This window comes from Streptomyces sp. NBC_01294 (assembly GCF_035917235.1).
In the GTDB taxonomy this organism is placed as follows: Bacteria; Actinomycetota; Actinomycetes; order Streptomycetales; family Streptomycetaceae; genus Streptomyces; species Streptomyces caledonius.
The window spans coordinates 4,043,355-4,068,443 of record NZ_CP108423.1 but is presented as its reverse complement, the minus strand read 5'-3'; the positions used below and the strand labels follow the sequence as shown (position 1 = coordinate 4,068,443).

At 69.1% G+C, this 25,089-nt stretch carries 23 protein-coding genes and 1 tRNA gene; 15 read left to right on the top strand and 9 right to left on the bottom strand.

The features are described from left to right. The first annotated feature begins 34 nt into the window (after positions 1–34). The 5 genes from OG534_RS18400 to trxA all read left to right on the top strand — a co-directional run bounded on the left by OG534_RS18400 (position 35) and on the right by trxA (position 4,980). Complete coding sequence (locus tag OG534_RS18400) at positions 35–1,759, top strand: protein kinase family protein (RefSeq protein WP_326589140.1); 1,725 nt, start codon at positions 35–37, stop codon at positions 1,757–1,759. A gap of 107 nt (positions 1,760–1,866) precedes the next feature. Beyond that, entirely contained in the window at positions 1,867–2,562 is a 696-nt protein-coding gene (sigM, locus tag OG534_RS18395; RefSeq protein ID WP_326593693.1) for an RNA polymerase sigma factor SigM, read from the top strand. Beyond that, the gene (locus OG534_RS18390) at positions 2,559–3,494 is read left to right on the top strand and encodes a hypothetical protein (RefSeq protein WP_326589139.1); all 936 of its coding nucleotides are present in this window, start codon (positions 2,559–2,561) and stop codon (positions 3,492–3,494) included. The genes sigM and OG534_RS18390 overlap by 4 nt, the downstream gene beginning before the upstream one ends. Positions 3,495–3,617: 123 nt before the next feature. Beyond that, positions 3,618–4,577, top strand: a complete 960-nt coding sequence (gene trxB, locus OG534_RS18385) for a thioredoxin-disulfide reductase (RefSeq protein ID WP_326589138.1) — start codon at positions 3,618–3,620, stop codon at positions 4,575–4,577. Positions 4,578–4,638: 61 nt separating this feature from the next. Continuing rightward, positions 4,639–4,980 (top strand): thioredoxin, encoded by a 342-nt coding sequence (gene trxA / locus OG534_RS18380; RefSeq protein ID WP_326589137.1) that lies wholly within the window; start codon positions 4,639–4,641, stop codon positions 4,978–4,980. A gap of 69 nt (positions 4,981–5,049) precedes the next feature. On the opposite strand, the gene OG534_RS18375 is transcribed toward trxA, so the two are convergent. The 9 genes from OG534_RS18375 to rpmH all read right to left on the bottom strand — a co-directional run bounded on the left by OG534_RS18375 (position 5,050) and on the right by rpmH (position 11,506). After that, entirely contained in the window at positions 5,050–5,667 is a 618-nt protein-coding gene (locus OG534_RS18375; RefSeq protein WP_326589136.1) for a GNAT family N-acetyltransferase, read from the bottom strand. A gap of 102 nt (positions 5,668–5,769) precedes the next feature. Next, complete coding sequence (locus OG534_RS18370) at positions 5,770–6,861, bottom strand: ParB/RepB/Spo0J family partition protein (RefSeq protein WP_326589135.1); 1,092 nt, start codon at positions 6,859–6,861, stop codon at positions 5,770–5,772. Further along, positions 6,858–7,949: a ParA family protein gene (locus OG534_RS18365; RefSeq protein WP_326589134.1), complete on the bottom strand. Its 1,092-nt coding sequence runs from the start codon at positions 7,947–7,949 to the stop codon at positions 6,858–6,860. Before OG534_RS18365 ends, OG534_RS18370 begins: the two co-directional genes overlap by 4 nt. 264 nt (positions 7,950–8,213) lie before the next feature. Beyond that, positions 8,214–8,954, bottom strand: coding sequence for a 16S rRNA (guanine(527)-N(7))-methyltransferase RsmG (gene rsmG, locus OG534_RS18360; RefSeq protein WP_326589133.1), 741 nt, complete (start codon positions 8,952–8,954; stop codon positions 8,214–8,216). 105 nt (positions 8,955–9,059) lie between these two features. Further along, the gene (locus OG534_RS18355; protein WP_326589132.1) at positions 9,060–9,572 is read right to left on the bottom strand and encodes a Jag family protein; all 513 of its coding nucleotides are present in this window, start codon (positions 9,570–9,572) and stop codon (positions 9,060–9,062) included. A gap of 15 nt (positions 9,573–9,587) precedes the next feature. Further along, positions 9,588–10,691 (bottom strand): membrane protein insertase YidC, encoded by a 1,104-nt coding sequence (gene yidC / locus OG534_RS18350; protein ID WP_326589131.1) that lies wholly within the window; start codon positions 10,689–10,691, stop codon positions 9,588–9,590. 3 nt (positions 10,692–10,694) lie between these two features. Next, positions 10,695–10,976 carry a membrane protein insertion efficiency factor YidD gene (gene yidD, locus OG534_RS18345; protein WP_076043740.1) on the bottom strand — a complete coding sequence of 94 codons (282 nt, stop codon included), beginning with the start codon at positions 10,974–10,976 and terminating at the stop codon, positions 10,695–10,697. Next, a complete protein-coding gene (rnpA, locus tag OG534_RS18340; RefSeq protein ID WP_094744568.1) occupies positions 10,973–11,347 on the bottom strand; it encodes a ribonuclease P protein component in 375 nt (124 codons plus the stop codon). The genes yidD and rnpA overlap by 4 nt, the downstream gene beginning before the upstream one ends. A gap of 21 nt (positions 11,348–11,368) precedes the next feature. Continuing rightward, positions 11,369–11,506: a 50S ribosomal protein L34 gene (gene rpmH, locus OG534_RS18335; RefSeq protein ID WP_008741645.1), complete on the bottom strand. Its 138-nt coding sequence runs from the start codon at positions 11,504–11,506 to the stop codon at positions 11,369–11,371. A 356-nt stretch (positions 11,507–11,862) separates the two neighbouring features. Between rpmH and dnaA the strand changes: the two genes are divergently transcribed. From dnaA to OG534_RS18285, 10 genes are all read left to right on the top strand, one after another. Next, the gene (gene dnaA, locus OG534_RS18330; protein WP_326589130.1) at positions 11,863–13,662 is read left to right on the top strand and encodes a chromosomal replication initiator protein DnaA; all 1,800 of its coding nucleotides are present in this window, start codon (positions 11,863–11,865) and stop codon (positions 13,660–13,662) included. An 876-nt stretch (positions 13,663–14,538) separates the two neighbouring features. Next, complete coding sequence (dnaN, locus tag OG534_RS18325; RefSeq protein WP_326589129.1) at positions 14,539–15,669, top strand: DNA polymerase III subunit beta; 1,131 nt, start codon at positions 14,539–14,541, stop codon at positions 15,667–15,669. Between the two features lie 189 nt (positions 15,670–15,858). Beyond that, the gene (gnd, locus tag OG534_RS18320) at positions 15,859–16,734 is read left to right on the top strand and encodes a phosphogluconate dehydrogenase (NAD(+)-dependent, decarboxylating) (protein WP_326589128.1); all 876 of its coding nucleotides are present in this window, start codon (positions 15,859–15,861) and stop codon (positions 16,732–16,734) included. Between the two features lie 117 nt (positions 16,735–16,851). Continuing rightward, positions 16,852–17,988, top strand: a complete 1,137-nt coding sequence (gene recF, locus OG534_RS18315) for a DNA replication/repair protein RecF (RefSeq protein WP_326589127.1) — start codon at positions 16,852–16,854, stop codon at positions 17,986–17,988. Further along, positions 17,985–18,527 (top strand): DUF721 domain-containing protein, encoded by a 543-nt coding sequence (locus tag OG534_RS18310; RefSeq protein WP_326589126.1) that lies wholly within the window; start codon positions 17,985–17,987, stop codon positions 18,525–18,527. The genes recF and OG534_RS18310 overlap by 4 nt, the downstream gene beginning before the upstream one ends. Positions 18,528–19,217: 690 nt before the next feature. After that, positions 19,218–21,287 carry a DNA topoisomerase (ATP-hydrolyzing) subunit B gene (gyrB, locus tag OG534_RS18305; RefSeq protein ID WP_326589125.1) on the top strand — a complete coding sequence of 690 codons (2,070 nt, stop codon included), beginning with the start codon at positions 19,218–19,220 and terminating at the stop codon, positions 21,285–21,287. Between the two features lie 43 nt (positions 21,288–21,330). Next, complete coding sequence (gyrA, locus tag OG534_RS18300) at positions 21,331–23,937, top strand: DNA gyrase subunit A (protein WP_326589124.1); 2,607 nt, start codon at positions 21,331–21,333, stop codon at positions 23,935–23,937. 87 nt (positions 23,938–24,024) lie between these two features. Further along, the gene (locus OG534_RS18295; protein ID WP_326589123.1) at positions 24,025–24,582 is read left to right on the top strand and encodes a DUF3566 domain-containing protein; all 558 of its coding nucleotides are present in this window, start codon (positions 24,025–24,027) and stop codon (positions 24,580–24,582) included. Between the two features lie 106 nt (positions 24,583–24,688). After that, a tRNA-Ile gene (locus OG534_RS18290) sits at positions 24,689–24,762 on the top strand. Between the two features lie 145 nt (positions 24,763–24,907). After that, positions 24,908–25,042 (top strand): DLW-39 family protein, encoded by a 135-nt coding sequence (locus OG534_RS18285; RefSeq protein WP_208809277.1) that lies wholly within the window; start codon positions 24,908–24,910, stop codon positions 25,040–25,042. Positions 25,043–25,089 lie beyond the last annotated feature (47 nt).

The following is a 25,089-nucleotide window of genomic DNA, read 5'->3' as shown; positions in this document are numbered from 1 at the left end:
ACAGCGCGCAACGGATGGGGAGGCAGGAACGACGGTGGCGGAACGTAGCACGGCTGCCGTCGACGTGGCCGACAACAGCGGCGATGAGCCGCTGGCCGCTCAGGCGGCACAGGCCACGTCCGACGGGGTGGACACCCAGAACGGACGAGCCGCGGACGGACCCATGCCCGACAAGGACGGCGAACGCACGAACCCGGCCCCCACGGCCGCACCCGAACTCCACAGCGGCCACAAGCTCGCCAGACGCTACCGGCTGGAAGAGTGCGTCACCCGTGTGGACGGATTCAGCAGCTGGCGCGCCATGGACGAGAAGCTGCGCCGGGCCGTGGGAGTCCACTTGATGCCCGCCGACCACGCGCGGGCACGCTCCGTGCTGGCCGCCGCGCGCTCCTCGGCCCTCCTCGGCGACCCCCGGTTCGTCCAGGTGCTCGACGCCGTGGAGGAGAACGACCTCGTCTACGTCGTCCACGAGTGGCTGCCCGACGCCACCGAGCTCACCGCACTCCTCGCCGCGGGACCCCTGGAGGCCCACGAGGCCTACCAGCTCGTCACCCAGATCTCCCAGGCGATGGCCGCCGCCCACCGCGAAGGCCTCTCCCATCTGCGTCTGACACCCAGCGCGATACTGCGCACCTCCACGGGCCAGTACCGCATCCGCGGCCTCGCCGTGAACGCCGCCCTGCGCGGCATCACCACCGAGACCCCGCAGCGCGCCGACACCGAGGCCATCGGCGCCCTCCTGTATGCCGCGCTCACCCAGCGCTGGCCGTACGAGAACGACGCGTACGGTCTCACCGGCCTGCCCAAGGGCGTGGGCCTGATCGCCCCCGACCAGGTCCGCGCCGGCGTCCACCGGGGCCTGGGCGAACTCGCCATGCGCGCACTCGCCAACGACGGGGCCACCGCCTCCCGTCAGGAACCCGCTTTCACCACCCCCGACGAGCTGGCCAAGGCCGTGGCCGCGATGCCCCGCATCCGGCCCCCGGAGCCCGCCTTCACGGCCCCGCCGGAGTACCAGCACACCACCTACCAGCAGGGCACCTACGGTCGTCCGGGGCACTCGGGCGTGACCTCCGTCCAGAGCATGCCGATCGCGCCTCCGCCGGCCCCGCTGCAGAGCCGAACCGGCAAGGTCCTCAAGTGGGGCGTGGCCGCCCTCCTGATCGCGGCTCTCGGCCTGGGCAGCTGGCAGCTCGCCGACACCCTCCTCGACCACCGCAAGGGCGGATCGGGCACCAGCGGCAGCAACTCACAGACGACCGACTCCGACGACGCCCCGAAGACACCCGAGCCGGGCAAGCCCCTGAAGATCCGAGACGTCTCCGTCCTCGGGAACTCGGTCAAGCCCGAGCTGGCGCACAAGACCATCGACGGCAAGGCCGACACCGCCTGGTACACCCCCCGGTACGTGAACTACGCCAAGTTCGGAAACCTGGAGCAGGACAACGACGGCAGCGGGATCATCGTCGACCTGGGCACGGTGCAGGACGTGTCCGAGATCGACATAGACATGCACGTGCCCGGGCAGACCGCCGAGGTCCGGGCGGCGGCCCCGGAGGCCTCTTCCCCCGGCTCCATCCCCGACTTCACTCAGGTGATCACCAAGCTGGAGCGCACCGGACACAAGGTTCAGCGCACGCTCGACGCCCCCATCCGCACCCGCTATCTGCTCATCCACATCAGCGAGCTTCCGGAGGACGGCACGGGCGGCTACCGGGGTGGAATCAACGAAATCAACGTGCTCGGCACGCAGTCCTGAGCACGCCCGCCCCGGCTGCGCGCCACCCGCTCTGCGGCCGGGCCGCGTGATTCTTTACGCGCCCGGCCGACGCACCTAGTCTCCATCCGGGGAGGAAGCAGGGTGTGATGCGAGAAGAAACCACGGAAGGCGACAGCGACCGGCAACTGCTGGCGCTGCACGTGGCCGGTGACCCCGAGGCGTTCGGGGAGATCGTGCGGCGGCACCGGGATCGACTGTGGGCCGTGGCGTTGCGGACGCTCGGCGACCGCGAGGAGGCCGCCGACGCCGTGCAGGACGCCCTGGTCTCCGCCTACCGGGCCGCCCACACCTTCCGCGGGGAATCCGCCGTCACCACCTGGCTGCACCGCATCACCGTCAACGCCTGCCTCGACCGTGCCCGCAAGGCGGCCTCCCGCAGGACCGCGCCCCTCGACGACACGGACCGCCTGGAGCGGCTCCTGGAGCCCCACGAGTCCGCCGAGGCCCCCGCGGAGCGCCAGGACCTCCACCGCCAGCTCCTGGCCGCTCTCAGCACCCTCCCGGTCGACCAGCGGGCCGCCCTCGTCCTCGTCGACATGCAGGGATACCCCGTCGCCGAGGCCGCCCGCCTCCTCGACGTCCCCACCGGCACCGTGAAGAGCCGCTGCGCACGCGGCCGGGCGAAACTCGTCCCGCTCCTCACTCATCTGCGCACGAATGCCGGGGATAACAGCGCCACCGAGCGGGGAAGGAACCGGACGCCGGGGACACCCGTCCCACCAGCGGCAGAACCCACGCACTCAGACCCAGACGCTGTGAAGGGCGGAGGTGGACGACCATGAGCCCGGCGACTGGCAGGCCCGGTACGACCGGCACGATCCGGCACCCGGACGTCTCGGAGATCTCCGACCTGACCGAAGGACTCCTCTCTCCGTCCCGCACCGCCGAAGTCCGGCGCCACCTCGGCGACTGCGCCCTGTGCGCCGACGTCCGCGCCTCCCTGGAGGAGATCCGCTCCCTCCTCGGCACCCTGCCGGGGCCGGCCCGGATGCCCGGCGACATCGCCGGCCGCATCGACGCGGCCCTCGCCGCCGAGGCCCTGCTCGACGCCACCCAGCCCCGGGCCGAGGCAGCCACGCCCTCCCGGCCGCGCCCGGCCGACCGCGATGTTTCACGTGAAACATCGCCCGCCGGTCACCCGAGTGGCCCAACCGGACCCGGGCGGCGCCGCGCCCGCCGCCGGATCGCCGTCCTCGGCGGCCTGGCCGGAGCCGCCGCCTGCGCCCTCGGTCTCTTCCTCTTCGGCGACTTCTCCGGCACCACGGCCCGGGACACCGCCACCAGCGGCGAGGCCTCGGACTCCGCGGCCCAGCCGCCCATCGGCACCGCCGGAGGCGCCCAGTACACCGCTCAGGGCCTCCAGAACAGCGTCCGGCAGCTCATCGCCACCGGCGCGGCAGCCAACACCGCCCCGGGGGAGCAGAACACCACCTACGGGGTGGAGAACACCGCCCCCGGCTCCGGGGTCGCCCCCGGCGACAAGCGGGCGGCGCCGACCGTCCCCGCCTGCGTCCAGGAGGCCACCGGCCGCCCCGACACCCCGCTCGCCTCCGAGCGCGGCAGCTACCAGGGCACTGCCGTGTACCTGCTCGTCCTGCCGCACCCGGGCGACTCCTCGCGTGTGGACGCCTACCTCGTCGACACCACGTGCGAGAGCACCGGATCGGCCACCCCCGGAAAGGTCCTGCTGACGCACACCTATCCCCGAAGCTGAGACGTTCCGCCCCGCACGGGGCGGAAGGGGAATGCATGCGCCGTAGGATCCGTTGGGTGGGGTGAGAGTCCGCACCGGCCCCCGGTAGGCAGCACGCAGTCCGCAGAGACGAGGAAGAAACCCGTGAGCGACGTCCGAAACGTGATCATCATCGGATCCGGGCCGGCCGGCTACACCGCCGCCCTGTACACCGCACGCGCTTCGCTCAAGCCGCTGGTCTTCGAAGGTGCCGTCACCGCGGGTGGCGCCCTGATGAACACCACCGAGGTGGAGAACTTCCCGGGGTTCCAGGACGGCATCATGGGCCCGGACCTCATGGACCAGATGCGTGGCCAGGCCGAGCGTTTCGGCGCCGAGTTGGTCCCGGACGACATCGTGTCCGTGGACCTGACCGGTGAGATCAAGACCGTCACCGACACCGCCGGCACCGTGCACCGTGCGAAGGCCGTCATCGTCACCACCGGCTCGCAGCACCGCAAGCTCGGCCTGCCCAACGAGGACGCGCTCTCCGGCCGCGGTGTCTCCTGGTGCGCCACCTGCGACGGGTTCTTCTTCAAGGACCACGACATCGCCGTCATCGGCGGCGGCGACACCGCGATCGAGGAGGCCACCTTCCTCTCCCGGTTCGCCAAGTCCGTCACGATCGTCCACCGCCGTGACAGCCTGCGCGCCTCCAAGGCGATGCAGAACCGCGCCTTCGCCGACCCGAAGATCAGCTTCGCCTGGGACAGCGAGGTCGCCGAGATCCACGGCGAGCAGAAGCTCTCCGGCCTCACCCTGCGCAACACCAAGACCGGCGAGACCTCGCCGCTGCCCGTGACCGGCCTGTTCATCGCCGTCGGCCACGACCCGCGCACCGAGCTGTTCAAGGACCAGCTGGACCTCGACGAAGAGGGTTACCTCAAGGTCGAGGCCCCCACCACCCGGACCAGCGTCACCGGCGTGTTCGGCGCCGGCGACGTGGTGGACCACACGTACCGTCAGGCCATCACGGCCGCGGGCACCGGTTGCTCCGCCGCCCTGGACGCCGAGCGCTTCCTCTCCGCCCTCGCGGACGCCGAGAAGGCCCACGCGACGGTCTGACCGGTCCGACCCCCGCACCCGTCCCCACCCCACACCCCGCAGGAAGAAGAAGGAGGCCGTTGTGGCCGGCACCCTCAAGAATGTGACCGACGCTGATTTCGACGCCGAGGTCCTCAGCAGCGACAAGCCCGTACTGGTGGACTTCTGGGCCGCCTGGTGCGGACCGTGCCGCCAGATCGCGCCGTCCCTCGAGGCGATCGCCGCCGAGTACGGCGACCAGATCGAGATCGTCAAGCTGAACATCGACGAGAACCCGGCCACTGCCGCCAAGTACGGCGTCATGTCCATCCCGACCCTGAACGTGTACCAGGGCGGCGAGGTCGCCAAGACCATCGTCGGTGCGAAGCCGAAGGCCGCCATCCTGCGCGACCTCTCCGACTTCGTCCAGGTCAAGACCGCCTGACGGCAACCGCCGTTTCACGTGAAACGGGGCCGTCCCCTCCCCGGGGGCGGCCCCGTTTCGCGCATCCGCTCACAGCGGACGCAACACCGGCTCCTTGCGCGCCGCGCCCAGCAGGCGGTCCAGCGCCAGCTCCACGTCTTCCTTCCAGGACAGCGTCGACCTGAGCTCCAGCCGCAACCGCGGATGCGCCGGATGCGGCCGTACGGTCTTGAAGCCCACCGCCAAGAGATGGTCCGCCGGCAGCAGGCACGCCGGGCCGTCCCAGCGCGCATCCCCGAATGCCTCGATCGCCCGGAACCCGCGCCGCAGCAGATCCTTCGCCACCGTCTGGACCATGACCCGCCCCAGGCCCTGCCCCTGATATCCCGGCATGATCCACGCGGTGATCAGCTGCACCGCGTCCGGCGAGACCGGACTGGTCGGAAACGACGTGGCCCGCGGAACGTACGCCGGCGGCGCGTACAGGACGAACCCCACCGGGACCTCGTCCACATAGACCACCCGGCCGCAGGATCCCCACTCCAGCAGCACAGCGGAAATCCACGCCTCTTTCTCCAGTGCCGCGTTGCCCGCCTTCACGGCGGCCTCGCCACTGACCGGATCCAGTTCCCAGAACACACAGGACCGGCAACGACGGGGCAAGTCCTGGAGGTTGTCCAGCGTGAGCGGTACCAGCCGACGACCCATGTCCGCATCGTATCCACTGGTCGATCGTTCTTCGACAGCAAAGCGAAGGGGCGGACCGCACCGGTTCGCACCAGTACGATCCGCCCCTCGGCGGCCCGGGGATCACTCCCCGGAAAGACCCTGTTCCAGCACCCGGCCCTCGCCCGGCGCCAGCGTCCCCAGAATGCGCTCCAGGTCCTCCATCGAGGCGAATTCAACGGTGATCTTGCCCTTCTTCTGGCCCAGATCCACCTTCACCCGCGTCTCGAAGCGGTCCGACAGCCGCGTCGCCAGCTCACTCAGCGCCGGGGCCACCCGGGTGCCCGCGCGGGGACCCTTCGGCTTGACCGCGCTCGAGGGCTCCGAGGCCATCAGCGTCACGATCTCCTCGACCGCACGCACCGACAGCCCCTCGGCCACGATCCGATGTGCCAGCCGGTCCTGCTCCTCGGAGTCGTCCACCGAGAGCAGCGCCCGCGCGTGGCCCGCCGACAGCACGCCTGCGGCCACCCGGCGCTGCACCGACGGCGACAGCTTCAGCAGACGCAGCGTGTTCGACACCTGGGGACGCGAACGCCCGATCCGGTCGGCCAGCTGGTCGTGCGTGCAGTTGAAGTCCTGCAGCAGCTGGTCGTAGGCCGCGGCCTCTTCCAGCGGGTTCAGCTGGGCCCGGTGCAGGTTCTCCAGCAGCGCGTCCAGGAGAAGCTTCTCGTCGTCCGTCGCCCGGATGATCGCCGGAATGGCCGCGAGCCCGGCTTCCCGGCAGGCACGCCAGCGGCGCTCACCCATGATCAGCTCATAGCGGCCGGGGGCCGACTGGCGCACGACCACCGGCTGGAGCAGACCCACCTCCTGGATGGAGGTGACCAGCTCGGCGAGCGCGTCCTCGTCGAACACCTCACGCGGCTGCCGCGGGTTCGGCGTGATCGCGTCCATGGGAAGCTCCGCGAACGTCGCTCCCGTCACTCCATTGGCCTCGACCGCCGCCGGTTCCGCCTCGTCCACCGGGACGACCGCGAGCGATGTTTCACGTGAAACATCGGCCTGCGTCAGCGAAGCCAGCTTCGCCGCCGCGACCCCGCGCTCGGACGTCATGACCGGCACGACCGACGGAGACGTCGAACCGGCATTGATCACCGGCGGCGTCTTCTCCTGCGGAGCCGCGGGGATCAGCGCACCGAGCCCCCGCCCCAGGCCTCTACGTCGCTCACTCACTGGATCCCCTCCGCCACATTCTGCGTGCTGTTCATGCCCGGCCCCAGATGGGCGTGCCGGGCCTCGTACTGCATTCCGACCCCCCGAAACGCGATCTCTCGCGCCGCCTCCAGATAGGAGAGGGAACCACTGGAACCCGGGTCATACGTGAGCACCGTCTGCCCGTAGCTCGGCGCCTCGGAGATGCGCACCGAACGGGGGATGCTCGTGCGCAGCACCTCCTTGCCGAAGTGGCTGCGCACCTCCTCCGCCACCTGCGACGCCAGCCGGGTCCTGCCGTCGTACATCGTCAGCAGGATGGTCGACACATGAAGCGTCGGGTTGAGGTGGGCTCGCACCAGATCGACATTGCGCAGCAGCTGACCCAGGCCCTCCAGCGCGTAGTACTCGCACTGGATCGGGATCAGCACCTCCGCGCCGGCGACCAGCGCGTTCACCGTCAGCAGCCCGAGCGAGGGAGGACAGTCGATCAGAATGTAGTCGAGAGGCTGGTCGTACGCCTGGATCGCCCGCTGCAGGCGGCTCTCCCGCGCCACGAGCGACACCAGCTCGATCTCCGCACCCGCCAGGTCGATCGTGGCCGGAGCGCAGAAGAGCCCCTCCACGTCCACCACCGGCTGGACAACCTCCAGCAGCGGCCGGCTGTCCACGAGCACGTCGTAGATGGACGGCACATCGGCGTGGTGGTCGATGCCCAGAGCCGTGGACGCGTTGCCCTGCGGGTCGAGGTCGACCACCAGGACCCGTGCCCCGTGCAGCGCCAGCGAGGCCGCCAGGTTCACGGTCGTCGTGGTCTTGCCCACGCCGCCCTTCTGGTTGGCGACCACCATGATCCGGGTCTGCTGCGGCCGGGGCAGCCTCTCACCGGCGCGCCCCAGCGCCTCGACCGCCAGCTGGGCGGCTCGGCCGATGGGGGTGTCGTCGTTGTCTACAAGGGGCGGAGGAAATGTTTCACGTGAAACATCCTCACCCGCCGATTCAGAGCGGGGACCGGGGACCGGATCGGCCATCGGCCCCGCGAGGTTGGCGTCGGACCGCACGGTGTCACTCTCCTCGACATCAGGCTCGCGATGAACAGAGCCTGCCATGTCACCCGGGTCGCGAACCAGCGGGGCCCGTACTCCTGTGGATGAATCCACCGATGTGGACAACTCCGTCCCCCTTGCGTCCTTGCGGTGGAGGGGGGACGCAGCCGCACGACCGCGGCTGATGATTCCGTGCAGCAGAGAGCGACGTTTCACGTGAAACACGATGCCCGGACGGAGTCTTCAGGCCGCTACGACACTCCGAAATCCATACCTATAGGGCCCAACGCAGACGAAATCTCCACGCGAAGCCCATGCTTCAGAAGATCAACGGCGCCGACGGGTGCGACTCACCCGGGCCGCCTTAGCCCGCTTGGCCGCGAACCTCACCCCACCGGGGCTCTCTCCGACTTCGACCCGAACCACCGTCGACAACGGGTCCACCAGACCCTCGCCCACCTGCAGCACCGAGGTCTTCACCACACCCAGCTTCGCCAGCGCCGTCTTCGCCGACACCAGCTCCTCTTCGGCGGTGTCGCCCTTGAGCGCCAGCATCTCGCCGTACGGACGCAGCAGGGGCACGCCCCAGCCGGCCAGCCGGTCCAGCGGAGCCACCGCGCGCGCCGTCACCACGTGCACCGGCTGCAGCTTGCCGAGGACCTCCTCGGCCCGCCCGCGCATCACCGTGACGTGGTCCAGGCCCAGCAGCTCCACGGCCTCCTGAAGGAAGGTCGTCCGCCGCAGCAGCGGTTCAAGCAGCGTGATCTTGAGATCCCGTCGCACCAGAGCCAGCGGAATGCCGGGCAGACCCGCACCCGAACCCACGTCGCACACGGTGACGCCCTGGGGCACCACTTCCGACAGCACAGCGCAGTTCAGCAGGTGCCGCTCCCACAGGCGCGGCACCTCACGCGGCCCGATCAGGCCCCGCTTGACTCCCGCGTCCGCCAGCAGCTCCGCATACCGCACAGCTTCCGGGAAAAACTCACCGAACACCGCGCGCGCCTCTTCAGGCGCCGGGGGAAGCTCAGCTGCCTCCGTCACGGGGACCGTCCTTCCGTACAGCATGGTTCTGAAAACCACGTCTCGAAGATGCCGCGTCGTTCACATGCCAGGCTGACAAACATCGGCCCCGTCTGCGATACAGACGGGGCCGCGTAGGCGTGCCGGCGGTCAGGCCGGGAGCACGACGACGAAGCGCTGCGGCTCCTCGCCCTCGGACTCGCTCCGCAGACCGGCGGCCGCCACGGCGTCGTGGACGACCTTCCGCTCGAACGGGGTCATCGGAGCCAGCTTCATCGGCTCGCCGGACGCCTTGACGTCCGCCGCGGCCTGGGCGCCGAGCGCCGCCAGCTCCTCGCGCTTCTTCGCGCGGAACCCGGCGATGTCCAGCATCAGCCGGCTGCGGTCCCCGGTCTCCCGGTGCACGGCGAGGCGGGTCAGCTCCTGCAGAGCCTCCAGAACCTCACCGTCGCGGCCCACGAGCTTCTGCAGGTCGCGGCCGGCGGAGTCACTGACGATCGACACCGCGGCCCGGTCGGCCTCGACGTCCATGTCGATGTCGCCGTCCAGGTCGGCGATGTCCAGCAGACCCTCGAGGTAGTCGGCCGCGATCTCACCCTCCTGCTCGAGGCGGGTCAGGGTGTCGCCACTCTCAGCGGCGGCGGTGGTGGTGCCTTCCGTCACGGGAGGGACTCCTTCTTACTTCTTGGGAGAGGGCTTGCTGGGCGTCTGACGCTGCGACTTCGACTGCCGCTTCGGCTGCTGCCGCTTCGCGGCACCGCCGCTCGCCGCATCCGAGTCTGCCGTGGCCTCGGGACTCTTGATCACGGAGCCGTCCGGCTGGGCGGCCATGCCCTGCTTCGTCAGCGCCGTGATGAACTTGCGCTCGTTGTCGTTGCGGTCCGGCCCCTTGGCGACGATCGCCGCGACGACCTTCTTCTTGCCCCGGCCCTTGAGCTCACCGTGCGAGCCGACGTGCTTCAGCAGGCGGGACAGGTACTGGTCCTGCGCCTTGCTGCCCGGCGTCGGGTTCTGGTTGATCACGTACATCTGCTGACCCATGGTCCAGACGTTGGTGGTCAGCCAGTAGACGAGGACACCGACGGGGAAGTTGATACCCATGACCGCGAAGATCACCGGGAAGATGTACATCAGCATCTTCTGCTGCTGCATGAAGGGCGTCTTGACCGACAGGTCGACGTTCTTCTGCATCAGCTGACGCTGGGTGTAGAACTGCGACAGCGACATCATGATGATCATGACCGCGGTCACGATCCGGACGTCGGTCAGCGTGGCCCCCAGGGCCGCGACCTTCTCCGAGCTGTCCATGAACTTGGCGGCGATCGGCGCACCGAAGATCTTGGCCTCACGGGCGCTGTCGACCAGCTGCTGGTCCATCACGCCGATGGTCTTGCCATCGGCGATGTTCGCCAGCACGTGGTACAGCGCGAAGAAGAACGGTGACTGCGCCAAGATGGGAAGGCACGAGGAGAGCGGGTTGGTGCCCGTCTCCTTGTAGAGCTTCATCATCTCTTCGGACTGGCGCTGCTTGTCGTTCTTGTAGCGCTCCTGGATCGCCTTCATCTTCGGCTGGAGCGCCTGCATGCCCCGCGTCGCCTTGATCTGCTTCACGAAGAGCGGGATCAGGCAGATACGGATCAAGATCACCAGGGACACGATGGACAGGCCCCAGGCCCACCCGCTGTCCGCCCCGAAGAGCGCACCGTACAGCGAGTGGAACTGGACGATGATCCACGAGACGGGTGTGGTGATAAAGCTGAACAGACCGGCGATCGTGTCCACTAATCAGGCTCCTTGAGCATTGCGAGATCTACGCAACGCACTGCGCAGCTGCTCGTGCCAACGCGGGCGTTTACGGGGTGGGACGTGGTCCACGCCACCCGGGGACCACGGATTGCACCGCAGGATCCGCCAGGCGGTCAGGGCCGTCCCCTTCACCGCACCATGCCGGTCGATGGCCGTGTACCCGTAGTGCGAACACGACGGGTAGTAGCGGCACACCGGCCCGAGCAGCGGACTGATCGTCCACTGGTACAGCTTGATCAAAGCGAGCAGCGGGTACTTCATCGAGCGACGCCTCCCAGGAGCCGCACCAGAGCGGCATCCAGGTCCCGGGCCAGTTCGTCGGGGCCGGCATCACCCGCTCCGGGCAACGCACGTACCACCACCAGGCTACCGGCGGGCAGCTGCGAGAGCCGCTCGCGGACCAGATGCCGCAGACGGCGCTTCACCCGGTTACGTATGACGGCGTTGCCGACAGCCTTGCTGACGACGAAACCCGCACGCGTCGAGGGATCGATCTCCCCCGACTCGTGCGGGTCCGTTGCACCGCTTGTACGTAGATGGACGACGAGGAGCGGGCGACCAGCCCGACGACCTCGGCGTACCGCGCTCGCGAAGTCTTCACGCCGCCTCAGCCGATTTTCGGGAGACAGCACAACGTCACGACCTGCGTGTTGTTACGCGGAAAGGGCGGCGCGGCCCTTGCCACGACGGTTCGCGAGGATCGCGCGACCGGCACGGGTACGCATCCGGAGACGGAAGCCGTGGGTCTTGGCACGACGGCGGTTGTTCGGCTGGAAGGTGCGCTTGCTCACTCGGGGGCTCCAGAGAATGAATCGTTGTGGCGGGACATCGCCTGGCTGTCACCGTGCGCCCACGAGGAAACTCGCGTGTTCGCCCGAGTGGCACCGCTAAATGATCACTAAGAGTGACCTTCGCCCATCGGTAGGCAGGCGGCAGCAGCCATCGACAACTCGACCTCGTTACGGTACGCGCGGCTACGCCATCCGGTCAAACCGAGTCGACGTGGCCCCACACTGTGCACAGGCTGTGGACAACGACTTGAACCGTACCCGCTGGCCTGACTACCGTTGTCTGACCCTGGATTTTTTGTCCCGACCGTCCCAAAGAACCACACATTCGTGGGACCCCCTGTGAGAGAGCGTGCCCTGTGGCTGACGTACCTGCCGATCTTGCCGCAGTGTGGCCAAGGGTGCTCGAAAAGCTCCTCGGGGAGGGACAGCCGGGGATCGAGCCCAAGGACAAGCAGTGGGTCGAGCGGTGCCAGCCCCTGGCACTCGTCGCCGACACCGCACTGCTGGCCGTCCCGAACGAATGGGGCAAGCGCGTCCTCGAGGGCCGCCTCGCCCCGCTGATCAGCGACGCGCTCAGCCGGGAGTGCGGCCGCCCCATCCGGATCGCCATCACCGTGGACGACTCCGCCGGCGAGCCCGCGTCCCCCTCCCCGTCCGCCCAGCAGCCGGGCGGGTACGAGCCGTACGGCGGCCAGCGCTCCGGCAACGGCCCCTCCGACGACCAGCTCCCCACCGCCCGCCCCGCCTACCCGGACTACCAGCAGCCGCGCCCCGAGCCCGGCGCCTGGCCGCGCGGCGGCCAGCAGGACGACTACGGCTGGCAGCAGCCGCGCCTCGGCGGCTTCCCCGAGCGCGACCCGTACGCCTCCCCGCAGCCGGGCTACCTCCAGCAGTCCGAGCCCTCCGGCTACGACCAGGGCAACTACGACCAGGGCTCCTACGAGCAGCAGAAGTACGAGCAGTCCCCGTACGAGCCCCAGCAGCACCAGCAACACCAGCAGCAGCACCAGTCGCATCAATACGAGCAGCAGCAGTACGAGCAGCCCGCGCCGCGCCAGGCCCCCGGCAGGCCCGCAGCGGCCCCGGCCCCGTCCGGCGGCTCCACCTCGGGTCCGTTGGAGCCGACCGCCCGGCTGAACCCCAAGTACCTCTTCGACACGTTCGTCATCGGCGCCTCCAACCGGTTCGCGCACGCCGCCGCGGTGGCCGTCGCCGAGGCGCCGGCGAAGGCCTACAACCCCCTGTTCATCTACGGGGAGTCGGGCCTCGGCAAGACGCACCTGCTGCACGCCATCGGGCACTACGCGCGGAGCCTCTATCCCGGCACCCGCGTGCGGTACGTGAGCTCCGAGGAGTTCACCAACGAGTTCATCAACTCCATCCGCGATGGCAAGGGCGACGCGTTCCGCAAGCGCTACCGCGAGATGGACATCCTGCTCGTCGACGACATCCAGTTCCTCGCGAGCAAGGAGTCGACGCAGGAGGAGTTCTTCCACACCTTCAACACGCTCCACAACGCCAACAAGCAGATCGTCCTCTCCTCCGACCGGCCGCCCAAGCAGCTCGTCACCCTGGAGGACCGGCTCCGCAACCGCTTCGAGTGGGGCCTGATCACCGACGTCCAGCCGCCCGAGCTGGAGACCCGCATCGCGATCCTGCGCAAGAAGGCGGTCCAGGAGCAGCTCAACGCCCCGCCGGAGGTACTGGAGTTCATCGCCTCCCGCATCTCGCGCAACATCCGCGAGCTGGAGGGGGCGCTGATCCGGGTCACGGCCTTCGCGAGCCTGAACCGGCAGCCGGTCGACCTGGGCCTCACCGAGGACGTCCTCAAGAACCTGATCCCGGGCGGCGAGGACAGCGCGCCCGAGATCACCGCCTCCGACATCATGGCGGCCACCGCCGACTACTTCGGCCTGACCGTGGACGACCTGTGCGGCTCCTCGCGCAGCCGGGTCCTGGTCACCGCCCGGCAGATCGCCATGTACCTGTGCCGGGAGCTCACGGACCTGTCGCTGCCCAAGATCGGGGCTCAGTTCGGCGGCCGCGACCACACCACCGTCATGCACGCGGACCGCAAGATCCGCGCCCTGATGGCCGAGCGCCGCTCCATCTACAACCAGGTCACGGAGCTCACCAACCGCATCAAGAACGCCTGAGCGCGGCCCGCCGACAGGCGGGTGGAGGCCGCTCCAGGGCCCCTTCAAACACAGTCAGAGGGCGCTCCCGGTCCACAACGGGGGCGCCCTTCTTCGTTCGCGCGCCCCTGACCTGTTCGAATACGCCCCCGCGGGAGCAACTCATCCACAGATTCGCGGACTTTCTTCCGTCCACACCCTGGGGACGCCCCGCGTCACCCACAATTTGTCCACAGGCATGCGGGGTGAGGCTCCATCAGGCCAGGTCAGAACCCTGTGGAATTGTGCGCAAGCGTCATCCACAGGCTGTGGACAAATATTTCGTCCACAGCTCTGTCCACGACGTTGTCCACCGCCGCCCCACAGGTTCCCGCATCCTGTGCACAGGATCGGCGGCCTTCTCCACAGCCTTGTCCACTGTTCGGCAACACACCACCCCTTCTCACCGCCCGGAGTGAAAGCGGTCACACGGAGGTGGACGTTTGGGTTGTGGAGTACCGGGGGAAAGCTGGGGACACACCTGTGGACTAGTGGGGGTCCCCTGGGGACAGCCTGTGCAGAACTTTTCGTTCTCCACAGAGACACCGTGTTGTCCACCGGTGTCGCCCACAGGGTCGGTGGATAAAAAACGAGGGTTGACCTGCGAGAACGGGCTTATCCACCGTTTCCACAGGCCCTACTACTACCCCCATAGAGAGTTAGGCCGGTTTCGGTTTTCAAGCGGGTCCTGTGCACAACTCGTCGATCGCCCGCCCCGACGCCTCGCTCCCGACTTGACCGCCGGCCGCACCGAGTGTCGGCGCCGTACGTCAGACTGGTCCCCGGCATCGGTCGAGGCATCGACGAGCCGACGACGAAGGCCGGCAGACGAGCGAGCAACAGCAGGAGGCGGTTCCGGTGAAGATCCGGGTGGAGCGCGACGTACTCGCGGAGGCGGTGGCTTGGGCGGCCCGTAGCCTCCCGGCCCGGCCCCCGGTGCCCGTTCTCGCGGGCCTGCTGCTCAAGGCCGAAGAGGGCAAGCTGAGCCTCTCCGGCTTCGACTACGAGGTCTCGGCCCGGGTCTCCGTCGAGGCGGACGTCGAGGAGGACGGCACCGTCCTGGTCTCCGGCCGGCTGCTGGCCGACATCTGCCGCGCCCTCCCCAACCGTCCGGTGGAGATTTCCACAGACGGTGTACGGGCGACCGTGGTCTGCGGCTCCTCGCGATTCACACTCCACACCCTGCCTGTGGAGGAGTACCCGGCGCTGCCGCAGATGCCGACCGCGACCGGCACCGTGCCCGGCGAGATCTTCGCCTCCGCCGCCAAGCAGGTGGCCACCGCCGCCGGCCGCGACGACACGCTGCCCGTGCTGACCGGTGTCCGCATCGAGATCGAGGGCGACCGCGTCACCCTGGCCTCCACCGACCGCTACCGCTTCGCGGTCCGCGAGTTCCTGTGGAAGCCGGAGAACCCGGACGCGTCGGCCGTGGCCCTGGTGCCCGCCAAGACGCTCCAGGAGATCGCCAACTCGCTGACCAGCGGTGACACCGTCACCCTGGCGCTGTCCGGCTCCGGCGCGGGCGAAGGCCTGATCGGTTTCGAGGGCGCCGGCCGCCGCACCACCACCCGGCTGCTCGAGGGCGACCTGCCCAAGTACCGGACGCTCTTCCCGACGGAGTTCAACTCGATCGCCGTGATCGAGACCGCGCCCTTCGTGGAGGCCGTCAAGCGCGTCGCCCTGGTGGCCGAGCGCAACACCCCGGTCCGCCTGAGCTTCGAGAAGGGCGTGCTGATCCTGGAGGCCGGTTCCTCCGACGACGCACAGGCTGTGGAAAGGGTCGACGCGCAGCTGGACGGCGACGACATCTCGATCGCCTTCAACCCGACCTTCCTGCTGGACGGCCTGAGCGCGATCGCCTCTCCGGTGGCCCAGCTCAGCTTCACCACGTCGACCAAGCCCGCGCTGCTCAGCGGCCGCCCGGCGATCGACGCGGAAGCGGACGAGGCCTACAAGTACCTGATCATGCCGGTGCGCCTCTCCGGCTGATTCTTCGCAGGTCAGGCCCGGTTTCGCAGACCGCGAGGCCGGGCCTCGCCGCGTTACGGGGACAAGGCGCGGCAGCGCGCGCCCCATGGGGCCGGGCGGCGCGGCCCGGCGTAGGCTCGGGGCCGGGGGTGTCCCCGGGATCCACGGGCACCCCGGCAAAGACGGCCACAACGCTTAAGGAACCACCTGATGGAGCTTGGTCTCGTCGGTCTCGGCAAGATGGGCGGCAACATGCGCGAGCGCATCCGCCGCGCAGGCCACACCGTCATCGGATACGACCGCAACCCGGACCTTGCCGATGTCCACAGCCTGCGGGAACTTGTGGACAGCCTGCAGGCCCCCCGCGTCGTGTGGGTGATGGTCCCGGCAGGTGCGGCGACGCAGTCCACCGTCGACGAGCTCGCGGAGCTGCTCTCGATCGGCGACATCGTCGTCGACGGCGGCAACTCGCGCTGGACCGACGACGAGAAGCACGCCGCGGAGCTGGCAACCAAGGGCATCGGCTTCGTCGACTGCGGCGTCTCCGGCGGTGTGTGGGGCCTGGAGAACGGCTACGCGCTGATGTTCGGCGGCGCCAAGGACCACGTCTCACGCGTCCAGCCGATCTTCGACGCCCTCAAGCCCGAAGGCGATTTCGGCGCCGTACACGCCGGCAAGGTCGGCGCGGGCCACTTCGCGAAGATGGTTCACAACGGCATCGAGTACGCCATGATGCAGGCCTACGCCGAGGGCTGGGAGCTCCTGGAGAAGGTGGACTCGGTCACCGACGTCCGCGAGGTCTTCCGCTCCTGGCAGGAGGGCACCGTCATCCGCTCCTGGCTGCTGGACCTGGCCGTGAACGCCCTCGACGAGGACGAGCACCTGGAGCAGCTGCGCGGCTTCGCGCAGGACTCGGGCGAGGGCCGCTGGACGGTGGAGGCTGCGATCGACAACGCCGTGCCGCTGCCCGCGATCACCGCGTCGCTCTTCGCGCGGTTCGCCTCGCGGCAGGACGACTCCCCGCAGATGAAGATGATCGCCGCGCTGCGCAACCAGTTCGGCGGCCACGCGGTCGAGAAGAAGTAGTCGAGAGGGACGACCGCGCAGCCCGGAGCGGCTGCACGGCTCGTCAGCAGGTCAGCAGCAGGTCAGCAGCACAGCACCACAGCGAGTAGTGGGAAAGCCGGGGGAGGTCGGCGCCGTATGCATGTTTCGCATCTCTCATTGGCCGACTTCCGCTCGTACGCCCGGGCCGAGGTTCCCCTCGACCCGGGCGTCACCGCTTTCGTGGGCCCCAACGGGCAGGGGAAGACCAACCTCGTCGAGGCGATCGGCTACCTCGCGACGCTCGGCAGCCACCGGGTCTCCTCGGACGCCCCGCTCGTACGGATGGGCGCGGACCGGGCGATCATCCGCGCGGCCGTCACCCAGGGTGAGCGACAGCAGCTGGTGGAGCTGGAGCTGAACCCGGGGCGCGCGAACCGGGCCCGGATCAACCGGTCCTCGCAGGTCAGACCGCGGGACGTGCTGGGGATCATACGGACGGTGCTGTTCGCGCCGGAGGACCTGGCCCTGGTCAAGGGCGACCCGGGCGAGCGGCGGCGGTTCCTGGACGAGCTCGTCACGGCGCGCTCGCCCCGGATGGCTGCGGTCCGCTCCGACTACGAGCGGGTGCTCAAGCAGCGCAACACCCTGCTGAAGTCGGCGGCGATGGCCCGCCGGCACGGCGGCCGCTCGATGGACCTCTCCACCCTCGACGTGTGGGACCAGCACCTCGCGCGCGTGGGCGCCGAGATGCTGGCGCAGCGGCTGGATCTGATCGCGACGCTGCTGCCGCTCGCGGACAAGGCGTACGAGCAGCTCGCGCCCGGCGGCGGCCCGCTGGGGCTGTCGTACAAGTCCTCCGCCGGAGAGGCGGTGGACAGCGGTGAGGCGCGCACCCGCGAGGCCGTCTACGAGGTGCTCCTGGCGGCGCTGGCCGACGTGCGCAAGCAGGAGATCGAGCGCGGCGTGACACTGGTGGGACCGCACCGCGACGACGTGGTGCTGCGGCTGGGGGAGCTGCCCGCGAAGGGGTACGCGAGCCACGGCGAATCGTGGTCGTACGCGCTGGCGCTGCGGCTGGCCTCGTACGAGCTGCTGCGCTCGGAGGGCAGCGAGCCGGTGCTGATCCTGGACGACGTGTTCGCGGAGCTGGACGCGCGGCGCCGGGAGCGGCTGGCGGAGCTGGTGGCTCCGGGCGAGCAGGTGCTGGTGACGGCGGCGGTGGACGACGACGTCCCGGGGGTGCTGGTGGGAACGCGGTTCGGGGTGTCCGGCGGTGAGGTGACCCGACTGTGAACGAGCACGGCAAGGACCCGCATCAGGAGCAGGGTCGCAAGGCCCCGGAGGCATCCGGGGTGGACCTCGCGCGCCAGGCCCTCGCGGCGGCGCGGGAGCAGGCGCGGGCCCGGGGCAACGCGGCGGGCGGCAGGAAGCGTCAGCAGCAGCCGGGGCTGCGGTCGGGTGCGCGGGCGGACGGCCGGGACCCGATGCCGTTGATGGCGGCGCTGGACCGGCTGCGGACCGAACGCGGCTGGGAGATGCCGATGGCGGTGGCGGGCGTGATGGAGCGCTGGCCGGAGATCGTCGGGCCGGAGATCGCGGCGCACTGCGTACCGGAGCGGTACGAGGACCGTGAGCTGGTCGTGCGGTGCGATTCGTCGGCGTGGGCGGCGCAGCTGAAGTTGCTGGCTCCGCAGCTGGTGGCGCGGCTGAATGCGGATCTGGGGCAGGGGACCGTGCGGATGCTCAAGGTGCAGGGGCCGGGTGGGAGGCCGAAGGGGTATGGGCCCTGGCGGGCGCCGGGCAGTAAGGGTCCGGGCGACACCTACGGCTGAGTCCTCACTGGGTGCGGTGCGCTGCGGGTACAGGCAGCCCGCTCCGCGGGACCCCGGGGCTCCGCCCCCGACCCCGCGCCTCAATCGCCGGCGAGGCTGAAAGAGCGGGGCTCCGCCCCGGACCCCGCGCCTCAAACGCCGGCGGGGCTGAAAGAGCGGGGCTCCGCCCCGGACCCCGCGCCTCGATCGCCGGCGGGCCTGTAAAGAGCCGGGCTCCGCCCCGGGCCCCGCGCCTCAAGCGCCGGCGGGGCTGGATTGTCGCGCCGGGGCTGGATTGTCGCGCCGAGGCCGGATCGTTGCGCCGAGGCCGGAGAGGGCCGTTGGGGCTGGATTTTGCCGGGGCTGGAAGATCGGCCGCTTCGCCCCCGACCCCGTGTCTCGAAGGCCGGCGAGGCGGGCTGGCACGGGTGAGTTTGGTGGCGTCCCTCACGGTAGTGGGAGGTTGACAGTCCGAAGGGCTGGATGCCCGTGTGAGCCTCTTTGAGCCCCTTCCCGGATGTGGGGAGTCGGAGAGAGGAGGTTCAGGGCGGCACATGCGGACTCAGGTACCGGCAAACCCCCATTCATGTCGGTGGTACCGGTAGACTGAAGCAAATCCCGCCCGCTTGCGGGATCCCGCTGACAAACGCTGACAACGCAGATCGACGCAGCCGCTCCTGCTTGCATGCCTGCTGGCCCGGAGTACGGCCTGTGCTGTGCCAGAAAGGGCGCTTCGTGGCCGATTCCGGCAACCCCAACGACAAGAACGAGTCCACCGCCGACGGCGAGGCCGCCGAGGCAGGTGGATCTTCGTATACCGGCAGCAACATCCAGGTCCTGGAGGGCCTGGACGCGGTCCGCAAGCGGCCCGGCATGTACATCGGCTCCACCGGCGAGCGTGGTCTGCACCACCTCGTCTACGAGGTCGTCGACAACTCCGTCGACGAGGCCCTGGCCGGCCACGCGGACACCATCGACGTGACGATCCTGGCCGACGGGGGGGTCAAGGTCGTCGACAACGGCCGCGGCATCCCGGTCGACATCGTCCCGTCCGAGGGCAAGCCGGCCGTCGAGGTCGTCCTGACCGTCCTGCACGCGGGCGGCAAGTTCGGCGGCGGCGGCTACGCCGTCTCCGGCGGTCTGCACGGCGTCGGCGTCTCCGTCGTGAACGCCCTGTCGACGCGCGTCGCGGTCGAGGTCCGGCGTGACGGCTACCGCTGGACCCAGGACTACAAGCTCGGTGCCCCGACCGCCGCCCTGGCGAAGAACGAGGAGACCGCCGAGACGGGCACCTCGGTCACCTTCTGGGCCGACGGCGACATCTTCGAGACGACCGAGTACTCCTTCGAGACGCTGTCGCGCCGCTTCCAGGAGATGGCCTTCCTCAACAAGGGCCTCACCCTGTCGCTGACGGACGAGCGCGAGTCGGCGAAGGCGACGGCGGGTGCCGACGACCCGGACGCGGACGCGGCCGAGCCCCAGGCGCGCACGGTGAAGTACTACTACGAGGGCGGCATCGTCGACTTCGTGAAGTACCTCAACTCGCGCAAGGGCGAGCTGATCCACCCGACCGTCATCGACGTCGAGGCCGAGGACAAGGAGCGCATGCTCTCGGTCGAGATCGCGATGCAGTGGAACTCGCAGTACACCGAGGGTGTCTACTCCTTCGCGAACACGATCCACACGCACGAGGGCGGTACGCACGAGGAGGGCTTCCGTGCGGCGCTGACGGGTCTGGTCAACCGGTACGCGCGCGAGAAGAAGCTGCTGCGCGAGAAGGACGACAACCTCGCCGGCGAGGACGTCCGCGAGGGTCTGACGGCGATCATCTCGGTGAAGCTGGGCGAGCCCCAGTTCGAGGGCCAGACGAAGACCAAGCTGGGCAACACCGAGGCGAAGACCTTCGTGCAGAAGGTCGTGCACGAGCACCTCAACGACTGGTTCGACCGGAACCCGAACGAGGCCGCGGACATCATCCGCAAGTCGATCCAGGCGGCCACGGCGCGCGTCGCGGCCCGCAAGGCCCGTGACCTCACCCGTCGCAAGGGTCTGCTGGAGAGCGCCTCGCTGCCGGGCAAGCTGTCCGACTGCCAGTCGAACGACCCGACCAAGTGCGAGATCTTCATCGTCGAGGGCGACTCGGCCGGTGGCTCCGCGAAGTCCGGCCGCAACCCGATGTACCAGGCCATCCTGCCCATCCGCGGCAAGATCCTGAACGTCGAGAAGGCCCGTATCGACAAGATCCTCCAGAACACCGAGGTCCAGGCGCTGATCAGCGCCTTCGGTACCGGTGTGCACGAGGACTTCGACATCGAGAAGCTCCGCTATCACAAGATCATCCTGATGGCGGACGCCGACGTCGACGGCCAGCACATCAACACCCTGCTGCTGACCTTCCTGTTCCGCTTCATGCGGCCGCTGGTCGAGGCCGGTCACGTGTACCTGTCGCGCCCGCCGCTCTACAAGATCAAGTGGGGCCGGGACGACTTCGAGTACGCGTACTCGGACCGCGAGCGCGACGCGCTGGTGGAGCTCGGCAAGCAGAACGGCAAGCGGATCAAGGAAGACTCGATCCAGCGCTTCAAGGGTCTGGGCGAGATGAACGCCGAGGAGCTGCGCGTCACCACGATGGACGTGGACCACCGCGTCCTCGGCCAGGTCACGCTCGACGACGCGGCGCAGGCCGACGACCTGTTCTCGGTGCTGATGGGTGAGGACGTCGAGGCGCGACGCTCCTTCATCCAGCGCAACGCCAAGGACGTCCGCTTCCTCGACATCTGAGTCGGCTCCGCTGACCGCCGCCTGAAAGGACTTCTGACCAGCAATGGCCGACGAAACAACCCCCACCGCAGAGAACTCCGCGGAGGAGCAGCCCGTGGTGCGCATCGAGCCCGTCGGGCTCGAGACGGAGATGCAGCGCTCCTACCTCGACTACGCGATGTCCGTCATCGTCTCGCGCGCCCTGCCGGACGTGCGGGACGGCCTCAAGCCGGTGCACCGCCGCGTGCTGTACGCGATGTACGACGGCGGCTACCGGCCCGAGAAGGGCTTCTACAAGTGCGCCCGCGTCGTCGGCGACGTGATGGGCACGTACCACCCGCACGGTGACAGCTCGATCTACGACGCCCTGGTCCGTCTGGCCCAGCCGTGGTCGATGCGCATGCCGCTGGTGGACAGCAACGGCAACTTCGGCTCTCCGGGCAACGACCCGGCCGCGGCGATGCGCTACACCGAGTGCAAGCTGATGCCGCAGGCCATGGAGATGCTCCGGGACATCGACGAGGAGACCGTCGACTTCCAGGACAACTACGACGGCCGCAACCAGGAGCCGACGGTCCTGCCGGCGCGCTTCCCGAACCTGCTGGTCAACGGCAGCGCCGGCATCGCGGTCGGCATGGCGACCAACATTCCGCCGCACAACCTCCGCGAGGTCGCGGCCGGTGCGCAGTGGGCGCTGGAGCACCCGGAGGCCTCGCACGAGGAGCTCCAGGACGCGCTCATCGAGCGGATCAAGGGTCCTGACTTCCCGTCGGGTGCCCTGGTCGTGGGCCGCAAGGGCATCGAGGAGGCGTACCGGACCGGTCGCGGCTCCATCACGATGCGCGCGGTGGTGGAGGTCGAGGAGATCCAGAACCGCCAGTGCCTGGTGGTCACGGAGCTTCCGTACCAGACCAACCCCGACAACCTCGCGCAGAAGATCGCGGACCTGGTGAAGGACGGCAAGGTCGGCGGCATCGCCGACGTCCGTGACGAGACCTCGTCGCGGACGGGCCAGCGCCTGGTGATCGTGCTGAAGCGCGACGCCGTCGCCAAGGTCGTGCTGAACAACCTCTACAAGCACACCGATCTGCAGACGAACTTCGGCGCGAACATGCTGGCGCTGGTGGACGGCGTGCCGCGCACGCTGTCGATCGACGCCTTCATCCGCCACTGGGTGACGCACCAGATCGAGGTCATCGTCCGGCGCACGCGCTTCCGCCTGCGCAAGGCGGAGGAGCGCGCCCACATCCTGCGCGGCCTGCTCAAGGCGCTGGACGCGATCGACGAGGTCATCGCCCTCATCCGGCGCAGCAACACGGTCGAGATCGCGCGCGAGGGCCTGATGGGCCTCCTGGAGATCGACGAGATCCAGGCGAACGCGATCCTGGAGATGCAGCTGCGCCGCCTGGCGGCGCTGGAGCGGCAGAAGATCGTCGCCGAGCACGACGAGCTCCAGGCCAAGATCAACGAGTACAACTCGATCCTGGCCTCGGAGGAGCGTCAGCGCACCATCGTGAGCGAGGAACTGGCGGCCATCGTCGAGAAGTTCGGCGACGACCGGCGTTCCAAGCTGGTGCCCTTCGACGGTGACATGTCCATCGAGGACCTGATCGCCGAAGAGGACATCGTCGTCACGATCACGCACGGCGGCTACGTCAAGCGCACCAAGACCGAGGACTACCGCTCGCAGAAGCGCGGCGGCAAGGGCGTGCGCGGCACCAAGCTGAAGCAGGACGACCTGGTCGACCACTTCTTCGTGTCCACCACGCACCACTGGCTGCTGTTCTTCACGAACAAGGGCCGGGTCTACCGGTCCAAGGCGTACGAGCTCCCGGACGCCGGCCGTGACGCGCGCGGGCAGCACGTGGCGAACCTGCTGGCCTTCCAGCCGGACGAGAAGATCGCGCAGATCCTCGCCATCCGCGACTACGAGGCGGCGCCCTACCTGATCCTGGCCACCAAGGGCGGCCTGGTGAAGAAGACGGCGCTCAAGGACTACGACTCGCCCCGTTCGGGTGGTGTCATCGCCATCAACCTCCGTGAGACGGGGGACGGCAGCGATGACGAGCTGATCGGCGCCGAGCTGGTGTCCGCCGAGGACGACCTGCTGCTGATCAGCAAGAAGGCGCAGTCGATCCGCTTCACGGCGACCGACGACGCGCTGCGCCCGATGGGCCGTGCGACTTCGGGCGTGAAGGGCATGAGTTTCCGAGAAGGAGACGAACTGCTTTCCATGAGCGTGGTCCGGCCCGGTACGTTCGTCTTCACCGCGACCGACGGCGGCTACGCCAAGCGGACGCCGGTGGACGAATACCGCGTCCAGGGTCGTGGCGGTCTGGGCATCAAGGCCGCGAAGATCGTGGAGGACCGCGGGTCGCTCGTAGGGGCGCTCGTGGTGGACGAATCGGACGAGATTCTCGCCATCACGCTCAGCGGTGGTGTGATTCGTACGCGCGTCAACGAAGTCAGGGAGACCGGCCGTGACACCATGGGCGTCCAGCTGATCAACCTGGGCAAGCGCGATGCCGTCGTCGGCATCGCCCGCAACGCCGAAGCCGGTCAGGAAGCTGACGAGGTCGAGGCGGACGAGATCGAGACCGAGGTGGCCGACGGACAGGCCGCCGAGGCCGCCGAGGGCACGCAGCCTTCGGCCGGGGAGCACGAGGAGTAAGTCGTGAGTGGAGCCACGGGCGCCGGACCGGCCAAGACTGGAGCGAACGATGCCCGTGGCCCCGCCGCGGACTCCCAGGGGGGAACCGTGACGGACACCCGAGGACCGCAGCCGTCGGCCGATGCGGACGCCGGCCAGGACCGGTCCTCACAGCCCGCACAGCCGTACCAGCCGCCGCAGGCCTACGCGGCGCCCTCGGGCCCGGGGGCGCCGCGGGGTGGCACGGGAGCCACCGCGCAGCGCAAGCCGCGCCCCGGGGTCCGTACGGCCCCCAGGACGCGCAAGGCTCGGCTGCGGGTGGCCAAGGCCGACCCGTGGTCGGTGATGAAGGTCAGCTTCCTGCTGTCGATCGCGCTGGGCATCTGCACGGTCGTGGCGGCGGCGGTGCTGTGGATGGTCATGGACGCGATGGGCGTCTTCTCGACCGTCGGCGGCACCATCAGCGAGGCGACCGGCTCGAACGAGAGCAACGGCTTCGACCTCCAGTCGTTCCTGTCGCTGCCGCGCGTACTGACCTTCACGTCGGTGATCGCGGTGATCGACGTGGTGCTGGCGACGGCACTGGCGACGCTGGGCGCGTTCATCTACAACCTGTCGGCGGGCTTCGTCGGCGGTGTGGAGCTGACGCTCGCCGAGGACGAGTGACCCTCGGACGACGGGTCGGATGACCTGCGCAGACGTCGCCCGACAACGGATTTTGGCCTGACCGGGTCTGTGCGCTAATCTTCAGGAGTCAGCGCGCAGCGCGGATGGGGCTATAGCTCAGTTGGTTAGAGCGCATCCCTGATAAGGATGAGGCCACAGGTTCAAATCCTGTTAGCCCCACAGTGTCGAAGACCCCCAGGCCCCAGGCCTGGGGGTCTTTGTCGTAGGGCCAGTTGGGGGGCCGCCAGGTCACCGAACGGTATCGGTCGGTGTGTATTGTTGGATGCCAGAAGTCCCCTACGTCAACGAAAGACGAGGTCGCGCGGTGAAGAAGCTGCTCCTGGTCGCACTGGCCGCCATCGGCGGGCTCCTCGTGTACCGCCAGATCCAGGCGGACCGCGCCGAGCAGGACCTGTGGACGGAGGCAACCGACTCCGTGCCCTCTGGTTCCGGTGTGTGAGACCCAAGGCATCTCATGAAGCCCCGGCTGCCGCTGCGGCCGGGGCT